This is a genomic window from Deltaproteobacteria bacterium (assembly GCA_035063765.1).
GTDB lineage: Bacteria > Myxococcota_A > UBA9160 > UBA9160 > PR03 > CAADGG01.
The window spans coordinates 117092-137708 of record JAPSFT010000013.1 but is presented as its reverse complement, the minus strand read 5'-3'; the positions used below and the strand labels follow the sequence as shown (position 1 = coordinate 137708).

At 72.9% G+C, this 20617-nt stretch carries 12 protein-coding genes; 4 read left to right on the top strand and 8 right to left on the bottom strand.

Features of this window, described 5'->3' with window-relative positions; translation table 11 throughout:
- Window positions 1–51 precede the first annotated feature (51 nt).
- From OZ948_11940 to OZ948_11930, 3 genes are read right to left on the bottom strand one after another with little or no spacing between them, the layout of a single operon-like run.
- Window positions 52–840 (bottom strand): PAC2 family protein, encoded by a 789-nt coding sequence (locus OZ948_11940; protein ID MEB2345442.1) that lies wholly within the window; start codon window positions 838–840, stop codon window positions 52–54.
- Window positions 841–878: 38 nt separating this feature from the next.
- Entirely contained in the window at window positions 879–1583 is a 705-nt protein-coding gene (locus OZ948_11935; GenBank protein MEB2345441.1) for a response regulator transcription factor, read from the bottom strand.
- Window positions 1561–2556, bottom strand: coding sequence for a HAMP domain-containing sensor histidine kinase (locus OZ948_11930; GenBank protein ID MEB2345440.1), 996 nt, complete (start codon window positions 2554–2556; stop codon window positions 1561–1563). The genes OZ948_11935 and OZ948_11930 overlap by 23 nt, the downstream gene beginning before the upstream one ends.
- Window positions 2557–2646: 90 nt before the next feature.
- On the opposite strand from OZ948_11930, the gene OZ948_11925 reads away from it, so the two are divergent.
- A complete protein-coding gene (locus OZ948_11925; protein ID MEB2345439.1) occupies window positions 2647–4122 on the top strand; it encodes a DUF1329 domain-containing protein in 1476 nt (491 codons plus the stop codon).
- On the opposite strand, the gene OZ948_11920 is transcribed toward OZ948_11925, so the two are convergent.
- From OZ948_11920 to OZ948_11910, 3 genes are all read right to left on the bottom strand, one after another.
- A complete protein-coding gene (locus tag OZ948_11920; GenBank protein ID MEB2345438.1) occupies window positions 4119–7133 on the bottom strand; it encodes a hypothetical protein in 3015 nt (1004 codons plus the stop codon). The two genes, OZ948_11925 and OZ948_11920, sit on opposite strands and share 4 nt — an antisense overlap.
- A gap of 58 nt (window positions 7134–7191) precedes the next feature.
- Entirely contained in the window at window positions 7192–10749 is a 3558-nt protein-coding gene (locus OZ948_11915; GenBank protein ID MEB2345437.1) for a hypothetical protein, read from the bottom strand.
- Between the two features lie 376 nt (window positions 10750–11125).
- Window positions 11126–13981 carry a DNA topoisomerase gene (locus OZ948_11910; protein ID MEB2345436.1) on the bottom strand — a complete coding sequence of 952 codons (2856 nt, stop codon included), beginning with the start codon at window positions 13979–13981 and terminating at the stop codon, window positions 11126–11128.
- 190 nt (window positions 13982–14171) lie between these two features.
- Between OZ948_11910 and OZ948_11905 the strand changes: the two genes are divergently transcribed.
- On the top strand, window positions 14172–14993 hold the full coding sequence (locus OZ948_11905; protein MEB2345435.1) for a nucleoside phosphorylase: 822 nt from the start codon (window positions 14172–14174) through the stop codon (window positions 14991–14993).
- 36 nt (window positions 14994–15029) lie between these two features.
- On the opposite strand, the gene OZ948_11900 is transcribed toward OZ948_11905, so the two are convergent.
- Window positions 15030–16313 carry an FG-GAP-like repeat-containing protein gene (locus OZ948_11900; GenBank protein ID MEB2345434.1) on the bottom strand — a complete coding sequence of 428 codons (1284 nt, stop codon included), beginning with the start codon at window positions 16311–16313 and terminating at the stop codon, window positions 15030–15032.
- A 104-nt stretch (window positions 16314–16417) separates the two neighbouring features.
- On the opposite strand from OZ948_11900, the gene hisS reads away from it, so the two are divergent.
- Window positions 16418–17692 carry a histidine--tRNA ligase gene (hisS, locus tag OZ948_11895; protein ID MEB2345433.1) on the top strand — a complete coding sequence of 425 codons (1275 nt, stop codon included), beginning with the start codon at window positions 16418–16420 and terminating at the stop codon, window positions 17690–17692.
- A gap of 113 nt (window positions 17693–17805) precedes the next feature.
- Window positions 17806–19704: a biosynthetic arginine decarboxylase gene (gene speA / locus OZ948_11890; GenBank protein ID MEB2345432.1), complete on the top strand. Its 1899-nt coding sequence runs from the start codon at window positions 17806–17808 to the stop codon at window positions 19702–19704.
- Between the two features lie 16 nt (window positions 19705–19720).
- Here speA and OZ948_11885 read toward each other — a convergent pair whose 3' ends face one another.
- Window positions 19721–20611: an ABC transporter permease gene (locus OZ948_11885; GenBank protein MEB2345431.1), complete on the bottom strand. Its 891-nt coding sequence runs from the start codon at window positions 20609–20611 to the stop codon at window positions 19721–19723.
- Window positions 20612–20617 lie beyond the last annotated feature (6 nt).

Sequence of the window (20617 nt, the reverse complement as noted above, 5' to 3'; positions counted from 1 at the left end):
TCTCGGGCGATGCCCGAGAATCGCCGAATCGCCGGGTCTGTCCCCGCCTCTTCACTGGGCAAACTCGCGGCGCTTGAGCTCGCGGACGTACTCGGAGAGCTCGGGGTCGCCGGTGACCATCGCGGAGATGCGCTCCTCGCAGTCGCGGGCGGAGCGGCGCAGGGGCTCGAGGTCGAGGCGCACGCCCAGGAAGGGGAGCGCGCGCTCGAGCAGCGCGAGGGCGCCGCGCGCGTTCGGGCTGAGCTCGACGTAGTGCGGGAGCCCGGCCCACAGCGACGCCACCTGGCAGCCGCGCTCGCGCAGGCGCTGGCCGAGCACGCCGATCATGCCCGTCGGCCCCGCGTAGCGCACCGGCGCGACGCCGAGCGCCGCGAGCAGCTCCGGGTCGCTCGCCACCCCCGTGACCTCGACGGGCCGCGAGTAGAGCACCTCGCCGAGGAAGGCGCCGAGCAGCACGACGCGCCGGATCCCGAGCTCGCCGACCAGGTGCAGGACGTGGTCCGACCAGTCACGCCAGCGCAGGTGCGGCTCGACGCCGTGGCAGGTCACGAGGTCGCGCGGCTCGTCGCCCGGCGCCGTCGCGAAGCCGAAGCGGCAATCGGGCCAGGTGAGCCCGCTCGCGACGCCTTCGTCGACCTGCACCAGCGGCCGGCGCACGGTGAAGTCGAAGTACTCCTCCCCGTCGATCTCCGCGAGCGGCGCGGCCCCGATCTCACCCGCCACGAAGCGCACCGCGGTCGTCGCCGCCTCGCCGGCGTCGCTCCAGCCTTCGAGGGCGAGCAGCAGCGCCGGCTCGCGCAGGGAGGGCCGCACGTGGAAGCGGAGCGGGCTCTGGGCCACGGCCCGAGCTTGGCAGCAGGGTTCGGGGCCCGCAAGACTCAGCGGACGAACTTGTAGCCGTGCCCGCGCACGGAGAGGATGTGGCGCGGCCGCGACGGGTCGCGCTCGACGTAGCGGCGCAGGCGCGCCACGAAGCTGTCGACGACCCGGGTGTTCGTGTCGGGCCGCAGCCCCCAGACCACCTCGAGCAGCTCGCCGCGCGGCACCGCACGGCCCTCGCGCTCCACGAGCGCGCGCAGGAGCGCCGTCTCGCGCGTGGTGAGCTCGATGCGCTCGCCGCCGCGCTCGACCTCGAAGCGGTCGAAGCGCACCGTCACGTCGCCGAAGCAGGCCTCCCGCGGCTCGTCGGCACCGGGGCCGGGGCCGCCGTCCCAGCGCCGGCGGCGGAGCATCCCGCGCGCGCGTGCCAGCAGCTCGGCCAGCTCGAAGGGCTTGGTCAGGTAGTCGTCGCCGCCCTCCTCGAGGCCGCGCACGACGTCCCCGGCGTCGTCCTTCGCGGTCAGGATCAGGATCGGCACGAAGTTGCCCGCCGCGCGCGTCCGGCGCGCCACCTCGAGCCCGCCCATCTCGGGCAGCATGAGGTCGAGGATCACGAGATCGAAGCGCCGCTCGCCACCGAGCAGCCGCTCGACGGCGGCGCGGCCGTCCGTCGCCACCTCCACCTCGTAGCCCTCGGCCTCGAGGTTGAAGCGCAGGCCCTCCGCGAGGTGGGCCTCGTCCTCAACGACCAGGACGCTGGGCATGCGCCTCCATCGCGCCGGCGGCGCTGTGCGCCACGGGGAGCGGGAGCCCGCGGCCGCCGGGGGCAGCCCGCAGCGCGACGGCGAAGCGGCTGCCGCGCCCCGGGCCCTCGCTGCGCGCCTCGACGCGGCCGCCCTGGCGCTGCACGAGCCAGCGCACGATGAATAGGCCGAGCCCGAGGCCGGCCACGCGCCGCTGGACGTCGAGGCCCGCCCGGTAGAAGGGCTGGAAGATCCGCCGCAGCTCGGTGCGCGGGATCCCGACCCCCCGATCCTGGATGTCCACCCGCACCGTGCCGTCGTCGGTCGCGTACGCCCGCACCTGGACGTCCACCTCGGGCCCCGAGTACTTGACCGCGTTGTCGATCAGGTTGCGGAAGACCAGCGCGAGCTCGTCGGGCTGGCCGAGCGCGACCGGGCCGTCCTCCACCTCGAGGCGCACGGCTCCCGGGGGCAGCCGGTAGCGCTCGCGCAGCTCCCGCACGCACGCCGCCAGCACCTCGGCGACCGCGACCGGCGCGCGCTGCGGCCGCCGCGTCCAGGCCGCCGCGCGTGCCGCGGCCAGCACCTGCACGACGGTCCGCTCGAGGCGCTCCACGTCCTCGCGCATGCGGCCCAGGAACTCGTGGCGGCGCTCCGGCCCGGGATCGCGCAGCGCGAGCGTCTCGACGTACAGCCGGAGCGACGCCAGGGGGGTCTTCATCTCGTGGGTCACGGCGTCGAGGAAGGCCTGCTGGCGCTGGCTGTGGCGCATCTCCCGGACCAGCCAGGCGCTGAGCAGGAGCAGCCCCCCGATCAGGGCCGCGAAGAAGAGCGAGCCCGCGACCAGCAGGGTCCAGTGCAGCGCCGAGAGCCGCTCGGCCACCGGCCCGAGGTCGCTCACCACGAGCAGGTTCCAGCCCACGGCGAGGGCCGAGGCCAGCACCACGAGCACGATGCCGAGCGTGAGGGGCAGGCGGATCGAGTGGCGCAGCACGGCCGAGCCTCCCGGGGACGGCGGGCGATCGGTACGATACCCGGCTCGCCGGCCCCGTTCGAGAACGGGCCGTACCCGCGAGGGAGACCCGTGCCCCGCCCGACCCGCCGCCCCTCCCCGTCCCCGCTCGCCCTCGCCGTGGCCCTCGCGATGGCGGCCGCCGCGGGGCCCGCGACCGCCGCGCCGCTCCCCGAGGAGGGCGCGTGCCCGGCCATCACGGGGGCCTCGACCGCCGGCTCCGACGACGCCAGCGCCATCCCGCTGCGCGAGGGGACCGCGGTCGGGATGGGCGACCTGCTGCTGATCCGGGAGCTGCTCCCGCCCGAGATCTGGAAGTACCGCGACGTCTTCTTCTACGAGGGCATGCGGCTCGAGATCGGCCCCTGCTTCCGCCGCTACCCGGCGGGCAAGTGGTACGACGACGCCACCGCCGCCAACGCCGGCAAGGCGCGCGTCGACGGGAAGGGGAACCTCCACGGCCACGTCGCCGGGCAGCCCTTCCCCGCCGCAACGATCGCCGCGGGCGACCCCCAGGCCGGCGTCAAGTGGGCCTGGAACCTCGAGCTCCGCTACCGCGGCGCCGGCCCGGTCGGGAGCTTCCGGATCTTCGACCTGCCCGACCGGCTCGGCAGCCCCGAGACCTACGAGGGCAGCTTCTTCCTGATCGCCACCAACAACCGCGCCGACCTCCCCGGGTCGAAGTACCGGACGCCCGAGGCGAAGAGCAAGCTCTGGGTCGCGGGCGGCCGCTTCGAGGAGCCCTTCAACGCGCGCCACCTCGCCTGGCGCCAGCTCCGCTCGCTCGACGCGCTGGACGACTACGGCGAGCCCGACGACACCTTCGTGTACGTGCCCACGATGCGCAAGGCGCGGCGCGGCGCCACCGCCTGGGTCGACGGCCTCTACACGCCCCGCTACCTGGTGAGCGGCGACTCGGGAGGCGGCGGGGTCCCCTTCGGCTCCAACCAGTACGGCCCCGCCGCCTCGATCCAGCCCACCGCCGGCATCTCGATCGCGGCCAGCGAGAACCTGCGCCGCGGCTTCGTGGGCCTCGCCCTGCGGCCCAACGCCTACGAGTGGCGGCTGCTCGAGGAGCGCCCGGTGCTCGCCCCGATCAACGCCACCGAGATCGGCTACCCCGAGGTCCCCGAGCGCAACTACGGCCCGAGCGCCCTCTCCTTCGGCACCGACACCTGGGACGTCCGCCAGGCGGTCGTGATCGAGGGCCGCGCCCGCAAGGTCGTGGACGACCTCGGCTACCTGCGCCTGTGGATCGACGCCCAGACCGGCCAGCCCCTCTACGTGGTCAGCGAGCGCCCGAACCGGCTCGGCCTCGACGTCGGCCAGCTCGTCCACAAGTGGAGCGGCGACGACGCCCGCTACCCCGCGTGGCCGGGCGGCGGCGCCGCCAACGTCTTCGACCCGGTGGCGGCCTCCTTCTTCGACGTCGCCAGCGGCCGCGCCGGCTGGCGCCGCGAGTCCTACGACCTGCGCTCGGTCCCCGTCGACCCCGGCAAGCTGCGCGAGCTGACCAACAGCGGCTCCCTCGACCGCCGCGGGCACTAGAACGTGTAGCGGATCAGCATGTAGATCTCGTCGCGCTCGGCGATCGGGGTGAGGCCGCCGTAGCGGTTGTGCGCGCGGTACTCGCCGCCCAGGTTCGACGGCAGCGGCTGGCGCAGCGCCACCGGGATCGGCTCGGGGTCGCCGTAGAAGTTCGCGAGCCCCACGGTGGCACTGAACTCGGTGGTGAAGCGGTAGGTGAACTGTCCGATGACGCCGCCCGAGCTGCTGCGCACGTCGTGCACCCAGGTGAACGAGGGCAGCAGCCGGTCCTGGTGATAGCCGGTGACGACGGTGAAGGTGCCGAGCACCGAGAAGGGGCCGTGCGCCACGTATCCGCCCTGGCGGTAGTCGTCGATGTAGCGCAGGAACCACTGGCTGTTCACGAAGAAGGTGCGGTTCTGGTTCAGGAAGTTCACGAAGGTCGGCCGGTCGACCGAGATCGTGAGGTTGTAGGTGTCGTTCTCGTCGAAGCCGCGCGGCCGGTCCACCACGCCGTAGGGCTGGTCCTTCATCCAGGTGGCCTCGAAGCTCCAGTTGGTCTTCGTCCGGTCCTCGGCGAAGTCGAAGGCGAAGCCGAGCACGTTGCGCCGCTCGTAGCGGATGGCGATCTCGGAGCCGCCCAGCCAGATGAAGTCGCGCCGCCCGAACTCGCCGTTGCCGCCCGCACGGACCTCGGGACGGGTCGAGCCGGCGATGTTGAAGATCCCCACCACGAGCGTGCACTTGAGCGGCTCGTCGATCGTGCAGTCCGGGTCGGTGCGACGGCCGCTCTCGTCGGTGAGCCCGGCGCTGATCGAGGCAAGGAGCTGGAGGAAGTTGTAGGACAGCGCCCCCATCTCGTTCGCGAAGAGCTCGCCCGTGCGCGGGTCGATCAGGGCATGGGCCGCCTCGCAGCCCGGGACGCCGGGGCCGACGCAGCCGTCGACCAGCGGGCTGTAGCGGATGTTCAGGGGGATCGCGGGATCGACGAGATCGGGGATGCCGTTGCGGTTGATGTCGTCCGCGGGGCCGCGGGCTCCGGGCAGGATCAGGGGAAGGCCCGCGTACGGCCGGGTTGCCACGGCGCCGCCCGGCTCGAACTGCGGGAAGCTCTGGATCAGCGTGCTGGCCTCGGCGTTGAAGAGGTCGATGCCGTCCTCGTCGCAGTCGGTGTCGTAGAAGGGACCGCAGCCGAGCAGGGCCTCCTGCTCGTCCGTGAGGTACGAGCCGAGCGCCACGCCGAGCGGCCCGAAGGTGCCCCCGCCGGGCCCGTCGTTCGGGTCCTGGTTGAGCTCGACGAGGGGGACGACCGGAGGGACCGGCTGATCGCCCTGGGCGATCAGCCCCGCGATGCCCGCGCCGAACCCGGAGCCTCCGAGCACCGCGCCGAGACCTTCGGCGGGCGTGGCCTCGCCGATGATCGGCTCGTCCGCGTTGAGCAGGTCGAGCAGGCAGCGGTTCGCGAGCGAATCGAAGACGCTCGCCGCGATGCCGATCGTGACCGAGCAGGCGACGTCGAAGAGCTGCCGGTTGCCCGAGTGGTAGCGCAGGATGTCCGCGTCGCTCTGGCCCAGCAACGGGTTTCCGTTCACGTCGAGCGGCTGGCCGGTCAGGGGATCGACCTTGCGCTCGTAGGCGTGGAAGAAGTCCGCGACCGGAGCGTCCTCGTAGCCGTAATAGTCCGAGATCTGGAAGCTGAAGCGGCGCCAGCGCCACTCGACGCGGGCGCCGGCCTCGAGCCCGTCGAGCCCGCTGTCCTTGTCCCAGGGCTTCGGCGGGCGGATCTCCCCGGCGATGCCCGCACCGGCCACACCGTGCGCCCACAGGCCGAAGCGCTTCGCGCACACCAGCCAGATCGTGTAGGGCTCGCCGCACTGGCCGAGGTCGAGCGGCTCGAAGTCGTCGAGGTTCATGGCCAGCTCGAGGCGCACGTCCTCGAGCGGGCCCACGTCGTAGAAGGACCAGGTGCCGCGCACCGACCAGAGCGAGAGCCGCGACTCCTCGAGGCTCGGCAGCGAGGAGAGCGCCAGGTCCTGCGGGTTGAACTGGTCGGTGGTGCGGAACAGCTCCGTCTTGCCCCACACGATCGACTGCTTGCCCGCCCGCAGCCACAGCCGCCCCTCGAACATCTCGAGGTCGAGGTAGAGCTCCTTCAGCTCGCGCTCGTCCTGGCCCTGCCCGTGGTTCCAGGACAGGTCCTTCTGGGAGAAGTTCTGCTCCGGGTCGTCGAAGCGCTCCTGGAGGCGCAGGAAGGCGTCGGAGGGGATGAAGAGGCCGCGCGCGCTCAGGCCGCCCTGGCCGTCGTCGGGCGGAACCGCCGGGCGCAGGGGCAGCGCGAGCGTCGGGTTCGGGATCTCGGCCAGCGAGCCCACCTCGTCGACCTTCTCCTCGGGGTTCCAGGGGCCCATCGCGAACGCGGCATCGCCCACCGAGGCGTCGATGCTCTTGGACGCGAAGAGGCCCTTCTCGAGCGGCCCGAAGGTGCACTCCGCGGCGGTCCTGCCCAGGCACTTGCCGTCGAAGAGCGCGGGGTTGGTGATCTCGGGGCTCAGCGCGATCACGTCGCGCAGCGACGCGAGCGCCGCCTGGTAGTTGCCGAGGTGGTTGTCGCGCAGGATCCGCTCGGGCTCCTCGACCTGGAGGTTCCCGCTGAAGCCGCTGGTCCGCGCGTTCGTGAGGTTGCGCGGGGCACGGCCGGCGTCGTCGCCCCACCAGATGTCGGTCGGCGCGACCCCGCAGCCGTTCCAGATGCAGTCGTAGCGGACCTCGATGCGCGCAAACGCCGAGAGCAGCTCGAAGGGCCCGATCCCCTCCGGAGCGAGGTCGCTCTCGATCTCGAGGTTCAGCACGTGCGCCCACTGGGACGGCACGAAGTAGTGGGGGTTCCAGTCGTCGCCGTAGGCCCGGACCTGGAGCTCGCCGAAGCCGTGGACCTCGAGCGTCGGCATCTGGTTCTCGGCGGAGGCGACGGACCCGATCGCGAGCGCGAGGCTTACCGGGAGGACAGTCAGGAGGGCGAAGCGGTGCGCCATGCGTGGCTCGGCAGGGGAGCGGGCGGGCCGCTGCCGGCCCGCCCGCTCGCACCACGCCCTAGAAGGTGTACCGGAGCCGCATGTAGAACTCGTCGCGCTCGCGCACCACCGCGAGCCCGTTCTCGACGGACTCCTGGTAGGCGAGCTTGCCCGACTCGCCGCCGACCGTGCCGAGGCCCTGGATCGGCATGTCGACGGTCTGCCAGCGCCCGAAGAAGAAGTTCAGGCCCACCGTTCCCGAGAAGTTCTCGGTGAAGCGGTAGGTGAGGCTCGGGAGCGCGGCGCCCGAGTTCGAGCGGCGGTCGTAGACGAAGGTGACGCCGGGCAGCAGGCGGTCCTGGTAGTAGCCGGTCTGGACCGTGAAGGTCCCCAGGATGTTGAAGGGCCCGTTGCCGGGGAAGCCGTCCTTGTAGTTGGTGATGTACTGGAAGAAGAACTGGGAGTTGAAGAAGAAGGTGCGGTTCTGGTTCAGGAAGTTGATGAAGGTCGGGCGGTCCACCGACACCGTGAAGTTCAACGTGTCGGACTCGGTGATGCCGTCGAACTCGTCGTTGTCGCTGAACTTCTGGCCCTCGATCCAGGTCATCTCGGCGCCCCAGTTGGTCTTCGTCACGTCCTCCGCGAAGTCGAAGGAGAAGCCGAGCACGTTGCGCTTGTTGTAGCGGAGCACGCCCTCGGCCCCGCTGTGCCACACGAAGTCGCGCCGTCCGTAGCCGTCGTGGCCGCCGGCCTTCACCGTGTTGCGCTGGACGCCGGTGATGTCGTAGAGGGACTGGATCGCGCTGCAGTACTGCGGCTGGATGAACGAGCACTGGCCCTCGAAGGCGGCGGTCGCAGGATTGGCCGGGTCGAAGTAGGCGTACGGATTGGCCGGGTCGAACTCGTCCTTCTCGGAGGTGGTGGCGCCGTCCTCGGCCGAGGAGAAGGCCACCAGCAGGAGCTGGTAGTTGAAGGACAGGGCCGCCATCTCGCTCGCGAACTGCTGGCCGGCCGACGCGCCGAACTGCGGCGGGATCACGAGGCCCGCGGTCGAGCCGTCGCGGTTCACGTCGTAGTGGGGGTTCGGCGTGACGCCATCGGCGAGGAACGGGCCGTCGGCGCCGTTGACCTGCACGAGCCCCCCGTCGACGTAGCGGGCCGCGGGCAGGCTCGCGCCCCGCGCGAAGAAGCCGATCGTGCCGGGCTGCGCCTCGCCGTTCGCCAGGTGCCAGCCCACGAAGCCCCCGTTGCGGTAGGCCTCCGTGTAGGCGCCCTCGAAGCCGACCCACGACTGCTGGAGGACGCCGGCGTCGGCGTTGAGCAGGTCGATGCCGTCGCCCTCGCAGTCGGTGCCCCAGAAGGGGCCGCAGCCGAGCAGCGCCTCCTGCTCGTCGGTGAGGACCTGGTTCAGGGTCACGCCCACCGGGGCGAAGGCCGCGTGCGGCGTGCGGCCGGTGACGCCCGAGCAGGGGGCGCCCGGGCTGTAGTCGGGATTTGCGAGCTGGTCGTCGCAGGGATCCACGTTGAGCCGCACCATGGGCGCGGGCACTCCGGCCAGGCTCGCGATCACGGCGTCGGCCAGGAGGTTGCCGCCCGAAAGCGCGTTCGAGAGGCCCGAGGCGATCGTCGGCGTGGTCTTCGCCATCGAGCGCGGGACCCGCACCGTCAGGCCGGCGGCGGCGGCGGCGAGGTCGGCGTTGCTGTTGAAGACGCTCTGCCCGCACGCCGAGGGGTCGAGCGCGTTGAAGCCGATGCTGGTCGCGCAGATCATCGCGAAGAGCTGCATGTTGCTGCCGTAGGCCTCGAGCAGCGGCCCGCGGTTGGCCGGATCGGCGACCGGGACGCCCGGCGGCAGGGAACCGTCGGTGTTGGGGTTGGGGTCGGCGACGCCGAGCGAGAGGTTGGAGCGGATCGGGAGGCAGGCCTGCTCGAGGCCCGTGCGGCACGCGTCGCGCGAGTTCCAGCGCAGCGGGCGGCCCGAGACCGGGTCCACGCGCCGCTCGAAGGTCATGATCTGCTCGACGTAGGGCAGGTCCTCGAAGCCGTAGAAGTCGGAGACCTGGAAGCTGAAGCGGCCCATGCGCCACTCGACCCGGCCGCCGAACTCGAGGCCCTCGATGTCCTGCCAGGGATCGTCGGGACGGTCCTCGCCGGCCAGGGCGAAGCCCGCGAGCCCGTGGAGCCAGAGCGCGAAGGTCTTGTTGCAGGCCACCAGCGCGGTGAAGGGCTCGCCGCAGCGGCCGGTGTCGTTCGGCTTGAACTGGTCGAAGTTGGCGGCCACCTCGACGCGCACGTCCTCGGCGGGGCCCACGTCGTAGAACGACCAGACCGCGCGCGCCGACCAGACGGCCACGCGCGACTCCTCGAGGCTCGGCAGCGAGGCCAGCGCGAGGTCGACCGGGTTGAACTGGTCGGTGGTGCGGAAGAGCTCCGTCTTCCCCCACACGATGCTCTGCCGGCCGGCGCGAACCCAGAGCTGGCTGTCGAAGAACTCCATGTCGACGTAGAGCTCCTTCAGCTCCTTCTCCCAGCTCTGGGTGTCGCCGTGGTTCCAGGCGAGCTCGTTCTGGCTGAAGTTCTGGCGCGGGTTGTCGAGGCTGCGGGTCTTCTCGTTCCAGCGCTGGAATCCCGCGCTCGGGTAGAAGACACCCTGCGACTCCGTGCGCCCCCCCTCGCCGTCCAGCCAGCCGCGCATCGCGGCCGGCCGGGCGGGCAGCTCGGCGCTGCCGCCCGCGTTGCCGAGCGCCGGGTTCGTCGGGTCGATCAGCACGATCGGGTTGATGTCCGTGCTCAGGAACGGGTTCGGCCGCGTGCGCAGCGCGCCGATGTTGTCGGGCTCGCACTCGGGGTTCACGGGGCCGATGATCTGGAAGCCCACGCCGTTCTCGCCGGCCGGCACGTGGCGCACGCCGAACTTGCACTTGAGCTGGTCGTGGAAGTAGAAGTACGCCGGGTCGTCGCCGCCGCGCTCGAAGATGGCGTTCTGGCCGCGCACGACGAAGAGGCCCGAGAAGCCCGGGATCTGGTCGATCCGCGCCGGCCGCCGGTTGTGCTCGGGGATCTGCTCCGCGATCACCGGGTGCGTGAGCGGCTGTCCGCCCACCGTGTAGCGCCGGTCGAGGGTCGGCCACGGACGCGTCGCCGTGTATTTTCCGACGTCGCTGCGCGGATTGAAGGGCCCGTCGATGAAGTTCCCGATGTAGGCCGCACCGGACATGCCGCTCTTGTTGCCGGACGTGCGGTAGCGGGGCAGGCGCCGCGCGCGGTTGCCCCAGGCGTCGGCCGAGGAGACCATCCCGCAGGCGCGCGTCCACACGCAGTCGTAGCGGGCCTCGAGGCGCATGTAGCTCGACAGCACGTCGAAGGGGCCCCAGCCGTCCGGCGCGAAGTCGTACTCGGTCTCGATGCTGAGCACGTGGTACCACTGCGCGAGGTCGAAATCCTCGTTGATGTGGAAGTCGTCCGACATCATCCGGATCTGCTCTTCGAAGAAGCCGTGGACCTGCAAGCGGCCGTCGAAGTACTCGAAGGCACCCGCCGGCGCGGCGACCGCGAGCAGGCCCCCGACAGCGAGCCCTGCCGCCACCAGCCCGGCGCGCACCCGATCCACGAACCCGTTCGAGCGAACCCCGCGCATCACCCCTCCATCGAGACGCAGGCGCCCGCACCGGTCTGCGCGACCTCGACGCGCAGCGCGACGCGAGCTCCCTCCGTCCGGCTCGCCTTGCCGACCGTTCGGTGTGTCACCCGAGCGGCCGTCCGGCGAGAACGCCTTCCCCCAGGACCCCGGGCTCGAGGGCTGCGGCGCCGATTGCGAGGCGCCAGCGGACCGGCGTCTCCCGGGCTGGCGTCGCGAGCCCCTCCCCCACGGGTCGCGCGCTGTTATACCCCCGGAGCCGGCTGCCTGACAATCCAAATCTCGATCGGATCGCCGGAGCGAGCGGGCAGGACTGCTCGACGCAGCGCGCATGGCGCATCGCGTCGTGCGCGATCGGTGGGCTCGTGGGCGGGCGCTACTCGCTCTCGGCGGGCGGAGGGGTCCCGCGCGGCGGCCGCTTGCGCGCAGCGCCGGACGGTGCGCGCTTGCGCGCGACGGCCTTCTTGCGGGCGCCGGCCTTGCGGGCCGGCCGCTCCGGTCGCCTGGCCTCGGCCTCCGCGGGAGCGGATCCGGGCGCGCCCGGTGCAGAGGCCGCCGGGCGCTTGCGGCTTCCCGCCGCGCGCCGGCCGCGCGCCGGCTTCGCGGCGTCCGCCGTCGTGCCGCTCGCCGCCCCCGTGTCCGCCGCGCCCTCCGCCCCCTTGCCCGCCGCGCCCTCCTTGCGGCCGGGCCGGGGCGGGAACTCGAAGCCGTGGCGCCCGTTCTTGCGCAGCACGAGGGTCGCCGAGAAGGGCCGCCCGTAGCGGGAGGTGAAGTCGGTGAGCAGGTCGCTGCGGCCGTTGCGCAGGTAGGCGAGCGCCTCCTCGCGGGTGATCTCGCGCTTGCAGACCGTGCGCGGCAAGGCGAAGCCGCAGCTCTTCGGCCGCTCCACGCCCTCGCCGCCCTCGAGGTCGGCCTCCTTCAGCTTGCGCTCGCAGACGAAGTGGGTCGGCGACTCGACGACCGCGCACTCCTCCTCGAAGGGGCAGCCCGCGAGCGGCTCGGGGTTCACCTCGTACTCGGGCTCCGCGCTGACCGAGCCGTCCTCCCAGGCCACCGGCCGCACCCGCACCACCCACTCCGCGCGGTCGATCTCGAGCGCGGCCTGGTAGGTCCGGCCGTTGCGGGCCGTGAAGCCCTCGACGGCTCCGGTCCTGCCGTCGCGGAGCAACGCGGCAACGGTGGTGCGGTCGAGGTAGCGCCCCGAGGTGTCCTTCCAGACCCGGAAGGGACAGTCCTCCTCGCGCGCAGGCTCCTCCTCGCAGCGGTAGAACCAGGGGCGCTCGACGACCGGGCGCCCGCAGCGCGGGCAATCGCCGAGCGGCGGGTCGTGCCGGTAGAGGTCCTCGTACTCGAAGCCCTTCGCGTGCGCGACGATCTCGCGGGTGTAGGCCTCCATCTCCTGCATGAAGTCGGCCGCGTCGCGCTGGCCGTGCTCCACCTGGTTCAGGTGGTACTCCATCTCGCCCGTCAGCTCGGCGGAGGCGAGACCGTCGATGTGCACGCGCTTCAGGATGTCGATCAGGCGGATGCCCTTGGCGGTGGGCCGCAGCACGCGCCCGATCCGGACCACGTAGCCCTTGGCGATCAGGTTCTCGATGATCTCCGCGCGCGTGGCGGGCGTCCCGAGCCCGCGCTCGTGCATGGCGGCGGCCAGCTCCTCGTCCTCGAGCTCCTTGCCGGCGTTCTCCATGAGGGAGAGCAGGCGCGCCTCGGTGATGCGCGCGGGCGGCCGGGTCTGCTCGGCGACCGTCTCGACCGCGGTCGTGCGCACGGCCGCCTCGACCAGCGGCGGCAGCGCCGCCACGTCGTCGCCGGCGTCCTCGGTCGCGCCGCCCTCGAGCACCGCGCGCCAGCCCGGCTCCATGAGCGTGCGGGCGCGGCTGCGGAAGCGCTGGCCGTTCACCGTGGTCGTGCGCTCGACCCGCTCCCAGACGGCCGCAGGATGGAAGGTCGCGAGGAAGCGCCGCACGACCAGGTCGAAGAGGCGCTTGTCGTCGCCCGAGAGGCCGGCACCCGGGAGCTTCCCGGTCGGCACGATCGCGAAGTGGTCGGAGACCTTGGCGTCGTCGAAGGTGCGCGCCTCGTTCTCGAGGCCGCGCTCGAGCAGGCGTGCGGCGGCGGCCCCGTACTCGCGCACGGGCCCGCGCATCTCGCCGAGCGCGGCGTCGCCGCGCCGGCCGGCCTCGGCGAAGGCGCGCAGGACGTTCGGCACCACCGCCCGGTAGTCGTTCGGCAGGCAGCGCGAGTCGGTGCGGGGGTAGGTGAGGAGCTTGTGCTGCTCGTAGCAGCGCTGGGCCGCCGACAGCGTGCGCCGCGCGGTCCAGCCGAACTTGCGGATCGCCTCGCGCTGGAGGCTCGTCAGGTCGAAGAGCGGCGGCGCCGACTCGCGCGAGGGCTTGCGCGTCTCCTCGGCGGTCCCGGCCCGGCCCTCGACGGCCGCGGCGATCTCGCGGGCGCGGGCCTCGTCGAAGATCCGGTCGTCGCGGGCCTCGCCGTCGCCCTCGCCGAGCGCGGGGTCGAACCACTGGCCCTGGTAGGCGTTGCCCGCGTCGTCGAAGCTGCCCGCGATGCGCCAGTAGGGGCGCGGCACGTGGGCGAGGACCTCGAGCTCGCGCACGACGAGCAGCGCCAGGGTGGGCGTCTGCACCCGGCCCGCCGACCAGGCACCCTTCTCGCGCCGGCCCTTGAGGCGCTTGGTGAGCGCGCGCGTGGCGTTCATCCCGATCAGCCAGTCCGTGCGCGTGCGCGCGGCGGCGGCGGCGGCCAGGCCCGCGAGCTCCTCGCCCGGGCGCAGGCGCGCGAAGCCGTCGCGGATCGCGTCCTCGGTCATCGACTGGAGCCACAGGCGGCGGATCGGCTTGCGGCTCGCGAAGTGCTCGACGATCTCGCGGAAGATCAGCTCGCCCTCGCGACCGGCGTCGCAGGCGTTCACGACGCCCTCGACGTCGTCGCGCTCGAGCAGCCGCTTGATGAGCCGCACCCGGGCGGTCTGGCCGGCCTTCGGCTTGGTCCGGAACTCGGCGGGGATGATCGGGAGGTTGTCGAGCGTCCAGCGCTTGTAGGTCTCGTCGATCTCCTCGGGCTCGAGCAGCTCGAAGAGGTGGCCGACGGCCCAGGTCAGCACCCAGCGCGCGCTCTCGAAGTAGCCGTCCTGCTCGTCGAAGCCGCCCAGGGCGGCGGCGATGTCGCGCGCGACGCTCGGCTTCTCGGTGATGATGAGGGACTTGGCCACTCTTCCCTCCGGGGAGCGGATCTGGGCGGCTGGAGCAGAGGATGGGGAGCCTCGGGCCTGGCTCCGGGGTCCGGGCATCCTTAGCCCGGGGCCTCCGGGCTGTCGACCCGCGCCTGCTCGGCAGGACTCCTGGAAACCTGGAGTGCTCCCGCGGGGGCACGCGGGGAGCTGCGTGCCCGTTGCAGGGGGCTTGCCCCTGCCCTACTCCGGCCAGATGCCCGAAGCGGCCCCTCCCACTCCCATCCTGGGTCTGCACGCGGGAGGCGCCCCGGCCTTCGCCTTCCTGTGCGGGGATCCCGCCCGGGTCGAGCGGATCGCAGCGGACTGGCGCGAGCTCCGGACGCTCTGTGAGGTCCGCGAGTTCCGGGTCGTGAGCGGCGTCTGGCGCGGGATCCCGATCGCCGCGGCCTCGACCGGGGTGGGCGCGCCCGGAGCCGCGATCGTGGTCGAGGAGCTGGCGCGGGCGGGGGCGCGCACCCTGATCCGGATCGGCAACAGCGGCGGGCTCGCCGAGGACCTGGCCCCCGGCGAGCTCGTGATCACGACCGGGGCCGTCCGCGACGACGGGACCACGCGCAGCTACGTCGTGCCCGAGTACCCCGCCGTGGCGGACTGGCGCGTGGTGGGCGCGCTGGTCGCGGCGGCGCGCGCCGCCGGGGCGCGCTGGCGGGCGGGGGTGACCTGGTCGCTCGACGCCTTCTTCGCGCGCAACGCGCGGCTCGCGCCCGGCGGCGCGCTCGCCTCGGCGCACTTCGGCGGCTACTGGACGCCCGCGCACGAGGCGCGCCTGCGCGCCATGCAGGCGGCGGGCGTGCTCAACTGCGAGATGGAGGCGGGGACGCTGCTCACGCTCGCGGGCCTCTTCGGCCTGCGCGCGGGCGCGCTCTGCGTGGTCTCGGACCGCACGCCCTGGCGCCCCGGCGAGCCCATCGACCTCGACCGCAACATGGCGGCGGCGATCGCGGTCGCCCACGCGGCGGTCGCGCAGCTCGCGGCGGAGGAGGCGAGCTGAGCGACGGCTCGACGAGGGCCGCCCCTGCCCGTTGCGTCAGCGGACCTCGCGCGGGACGGGGGTGATGTTCCAGGTGAAGGCGGAGCCCTTGGGCTTGCGGGTGTGGATGACCTCGCGCGCCCAGCCGCCGTCGCGCCAGACGTAGCGGCGCAGCTCGCCGTGGTCGTCGCTCGCGGCGTAGAGCTCGTCGCGCCCGTCGCCGTCGAGGTCGGCGAGGACCGTGGCGTGCTCGAAGCCGCCCGAGCGCGCGTCGATCTGGCTCTTCGCCCAGGCGGCGGTGGCCGGCGCGGGGCCGGGCCGCAGCAGCCACAGCCCGCTCTTCATGCCGGCCGCCACCATCTCGCGCCGGCCGTCGCCGTCCACGTCGCCGGCGGTCAGGAAGCGCGTCTGGGTGTCGTCGAGCTCGGCGATCACGGCGCCGGCCGCGGGATCGGTCCCGGCGTCGAAGCGGCGGATCTCGACCTTCCCGCCCGACACCGCCTCGACGGCCACGTAGAGCTCGTCGCGCCCGTCGCCGTCGACGTCGCCGACCAGGATCTCCTTCGCGTGGCGGTCGCCGAGGTCCGCCACCTCGACGCGCCCCTCGCCCCGGGCCGGCACGTAGCGGGTCACCTTGCCGTGCTGGGGCGTGCCGTCGAGGCGGTTCGGCTCGCTCGGGGTCGCGTAGACCTCGAGGACACCGTCGCCGTCGAGGTCGCCGACCTCGATCTCGTGCACGAAGGTGTCCTTCTCGCGGTCGATCTCCTCGACGCTCCAGCCACCCCCCGACTTGCGCCGGACGATCGCGACCACGCCCTGGTCGTGGGTCGCGACGGCCAGGTCCGGCGAGCCGTCGCCGTCGAGATCGGCAACCTCCGCGTCGCGCATGCGGCTGAACTTGCCGCCGAAGTCCTGGGACCAGACCGTCTCGGCCACGAAGCCGGTCCGGGACAGGTCGGGGCGCCAGAGCTTGATCGCCGCCGCGCTGCCGCCGAGGGTCAGGATCCCGCCGTCGAAGGCGATCGCCTTGTGGAAGACGTTGCTCTCCGGGTCGGTGATCGCGCGCACGCGCCAGGCGCCGCCCTCGCGGGTCAGGATCTCGAGCCGCGCGGCGGTCGGCTTCGGCAGCACCTGGCCCTGCGGCGTCACCTCGAAGGGCGAGAGCGCGAGCAGGAGGCCCTTCGGCAGATCCGCGGGCGTCGCGCTCTCGGGCGCGGCCGGCGCCCGGCCCGCCGGCGCTCCGGCTGCGGGCTGCGCCGGGGCGGGCGCCCGCTCCCCCTCGCCGCCACAGGCGGGCGCGAGGAGCGCGAAGGCTGCGAGGAGCGCGAAACCCCGATGCATGGGACCCCTCCCGTGGAAGACCCGGCTCGATGGTCGAGAGCGCCAGGCCCGAGCGAGCCCTGCGTTGTAGCGTGCCCCGGAGCGGAGCGGTAACGATCCCCGCCATGGCCGGGCCCACGCTCCAGGCGCCGCGCGGCACGCGCGACTTCTACCCCGAGGACCTGCGCCTGCGCGCCTGGCTGTTCGCCCACTTCCGCGAGGTGGCGCGCCGCTTCGCCTTCGAGGAGGTCGACGCGCCGGTCGTCGAGCACGAGGAGCTCTTCACCCGCAAGGCCGGCGAGGAGATCGTCGAGCAGCTCTACCACTTCGAGCTGCACGGCCGCCGGCTCGCGCTGCGGCCCGAGATGACGCCCTCGATCGCGCGCATGGTGATGGCCCGCGCCGGGGGCCTGCGCCTGCCCCTGCGCTGGTTCACGGTGACCCAGAACTGGCGCTACGAACGCATGACCCGGGGCCGCAAGCGCGAGCACTTCCAGTGGAACATGGACGTCTGGGGGGAGCCCGGGGTGACCGCCGAGGCGGAGCTGCTCGCGGCGATCTTCGCGCTGCTCGACCGGATCGGCCTCGGCGCGGGCCAGGTCCGGGTCCAGCTCAACAGCCGGGCGCTGCTCGAGGAGACCCTGCGCGCCGGGATCCTGCGCGCCCGCCCGGCCGTCTTCGAGCCGCTCTGCGTGGTGATCGACAAGCTCTCGAAGATCGGCGCCGAGGCCGTCGTCGCGCAGCTCGTGGACCCGGCCGGGCCGGTGGGCCTCGCGCCGGCCGAGGCGCGCGACGTCGTGGCGCTGCTCGGGGTGACGGGGCTCGACGACGCCGCCGCCGCGGCGCCGGCCGGCTCGCCCGCCGTCGCGGAGCTGCACCGGCTCTTCGAGCTGCTGGACGCCTACGGCGTCGCCGACCGGGTCGACTTCGACGCCTCGGTGGTGCGCGGCCTCGCCTATTACACGGGGATCGTCTTCGAGGCCTTCGACGCCGGGCGCAAGCTGCGCGCCGTCTGCGGCGGCGGCCGCTACGACCGCCTGCTCGAGACGCTCGGCGGCCCGGCGATCCCCGCCGTCGGCTTCGGCTTCGGCGACGTCGTGGTGGCCGAGCTGCTGGCCGACCGGGGCCTCGTCCCGGAGCTGCCGCGCGGCGTCGACGACGTCGTCTGCGCGCTCGGCGAGGCGCAGCGGCCCGCCGCGATCCGGCTGGCGGCGCGGCTGCGCGGCGCCGGCCGGGCCGTCGAGCTCGTGCTCGGCGACGCCCGGCCCAAGCGCGTCCTCGACGACGCCGGCCGGGCCGGCGCGCGCCGCGCGCTCTTCGTCGGGCCCGACGAAGCGGCACGCGGCGTCGTGCGGGTGCGCGAGCTCGGCGGCGGAGACGAGCGGGAGGAGCCGCTCTAGCGGTCGCGCGCGCCGGACGGGCGAGGGCGCGGCGTCCTCTTTCGCCGGGGTGCGAAAACGCTATCAAGAGCGCACAGCGTCTCGCCGCTGCCGACAGACGGGAGTCCACCGCGATGCGCACCTGGACGCTCCGCGACAGCCTGGAGACCTATCAGGTCGCCAACTGGGGCGCCGGCTTCTTCGGGATCGACGACCAGGGACACGTCCGGGTGACACCCCACGGTCCCGACGGCCCGGGCGTCGATCTCTTCCAGCTCGTCGAGGAGCTGCGCGCGAGCGGGCTGAAGCTCCCCATGCTGGTCCGCTTCTCGGACGTGCTCGCCACGCGCGTCAAGGGGCTCGTGCGCGCCTTCGCCCGCGCCATGCAGGAGTACGGCTACGAGGGCCGCTACCGGGGCGTCTACCCGATCAAGGTGAACCAGCAGCGCCACGTGGTGGAGGAGATCGTCCGCTTCGGCGCGCCGCACCGGATCGGGCTCGAGTGCGGCTCGAAGCCCGAGCTCCTGGTCGGCCTGGCCGTGCTCGACACGCCCGGCGCGCTGCTCGTCTGCAACGGCTACAAGGACCGCGCCTACATCGAGACCGCGCTGCTCGCCCAGCGCCTCGGCCGCCACCCGGTGCTCGTGATCGACCGCTTCCAGGAGCTCGAGCTCGCGGTGCGGATCGCCCGCGAGCTCGGCATGCGCCCGCACCTCGGCGTGCGCGCGCGGCTCACCACGCGCGGGACCGGCAAGTGGGCCGACTCGACCGGCGAGCGCGCCAAGTTCGGGCTCTCGGCGGCCGAGATCGTCGAGGCCGTCGACTGGCTGCGCGCCGAGAAGATGCTCGACTGCCTCGAGCTCCTGCACTTCCACATCGGCAGCCAGATCAGCGCGATCCGCGCCCACAAGGACGCCCTGCGCGAGGCCTGCCGCATCTTCGTGGGGCTGCACGCGATGGGCGCGCCCGTGAAGCTGCTCGACGTCGGCGGCGGCCTCGGCGTCGACTACGACGGCTCGCAGACCAACTTCCACTCCTCGATGAACTACTCGGTGCAGGAGTACGCCAACGACGTGGTCTCCGCGATCCAGGAGGCCTGCGACGAGACCGGCGTTCCGCACCCGGACCTCGTCACCGAGGCCGGCCGGGCGATGACGGCCCACCACTCGGTGCTGGTCTTCGACGTGCTCGGCGTCTCGGAGCTGCGTCACGCCGAGGAGCTGCCGCCCGCCGGCGAGGACGAGCCGCGTGCGATCCAGGCGCTCTCCGAGGTCCACGCCCAGATGACGCGCAAGAACGCGCTCGAGTCCTGGCACGACATGCTGGCGGCCAAGGAGGAGGCCGGCAGCGAGTTCGCGCTCGGCTACCTCGACCTGCGCGCGCGCGCACGCGTCGAGAAGCTGTTCCAGGCCTGCTGCGAGAAGCTGCTGCGCATCGTGCGCGAGCTGCCCCAGGTCCCCGAGGAGCTCGACGACCTCGAGAAGGCCCTGGCCGACACCTACTTCGGGAACTTCTCGATCTTCCAGTCGCTGCCCGACCACTGGGGCTTCAAGCAGCTCTTCCCGGTGATGCCGATCCACCGCCTCGACCAGGAGCCGACCCGGCGCGGCACCTTCGCCGACCTCACCTGCGACAGCGACGGCAAGATCGGCCAGTTCATCGACCAGCACGACGTGCGCGACGTGCTGCCGCTCCACCCGCTCAACGGCGCGCCCTACTACATCGGCGTGTTCCTGGTCGGCGCCTACCAGGAGATCCTGGGCGACCTCCACAACCTCTTCGGCGACACCGACGCGGTGCACGTGCGGGTCGAGCAGGACGGGCGCACCCAGGTGGCGCACGTGGTGGGCGGCGACCGCGTGCGCGAGGTGCTCGACTACGTCGAGTACGACCGCGACACGCTGGTGGCCCAGGTGCAGGCCACCATCGACCGCGCCATCGAGCGCGACGAACTGCCCCTCGAGGAGGGCAGCCGGCTGCGCAAGCGCTACGAGCAGGCGCTGGAGGAGACCACCTACCTCTCGCGCGAGTAGGCGCGGGCGGGCCGGGTCAGCCGAGCGCCGGCCGCTGGCGGCGGCTCACGAGCCAGTGGAGCAGCCCGAAGCCCACCAGCAGCGTCGTCCCGAGCGCGGCGCCGAAGGGCCAGTTGCGCGCGTTGCCCTTGAACTGGTTCTCGATGACGTTGCCGATCATGTCGACCCGCCCGCCGCCGAGGATGTCGTTGACGGCGTAGATGCCGAGCGCGGGCACGAAGACGAGCAGCACGCCGGCCGCGACGCCGGGCGCGGTGAGCGGGAGGATCACCCGCGCGAACGCCCGCAGCGGGCCGGCGCCGAGATCGAGGGCGGCCTCGACCAGCGTGCCGTCGAGCTTCTCCACGCTCGCGTAGATCGGCAGGATCATGAACGGCAGGAAGGTGTAGACGAGGCCCACGACGACGGCGCCCGGCGTGTAGAGGAGCGCCAGCGGCTCGCCGACCAGTCCGAGCCCGAGCGCGAGCGAGTTCAGGAGCCCCTGGCTCTTCAGGATCGTCACCCAGGCGTAGGTGCGGATCAGGAAGCTGGTCCAGAACGGCACCAGGACCGCCATCAGGAGCAGGTTGCGCCAGCGCTCGCCCGCGCGCGCGATCCAGTACGCGACCGGGTACCCCGCGGCCAGGCACAGAACGGTGGTGAGCAGCGCGTATCCGATCGAACGCGCCACGATGCGGAGGTAGACGGGGTCGAGCACGCCGGCGTAGTGCTCGAGCGTGAAGCCCGGCACGACGCCGCCGAGTGTGCCCCGGTGCGCGAAGCTGTACACGAGCATGATCACGGCGGGCGCCACCACGAAGGCGAGCACCCACGCGATCAGCGGCGCGAGCAGCAGCCAGCCGATCCGGCCGGGTGCCCGGCGCGCGGCGGCCGGGTCCGGCGCGAAGCGGGTCGCCTCCTGTCGCATCGCTGC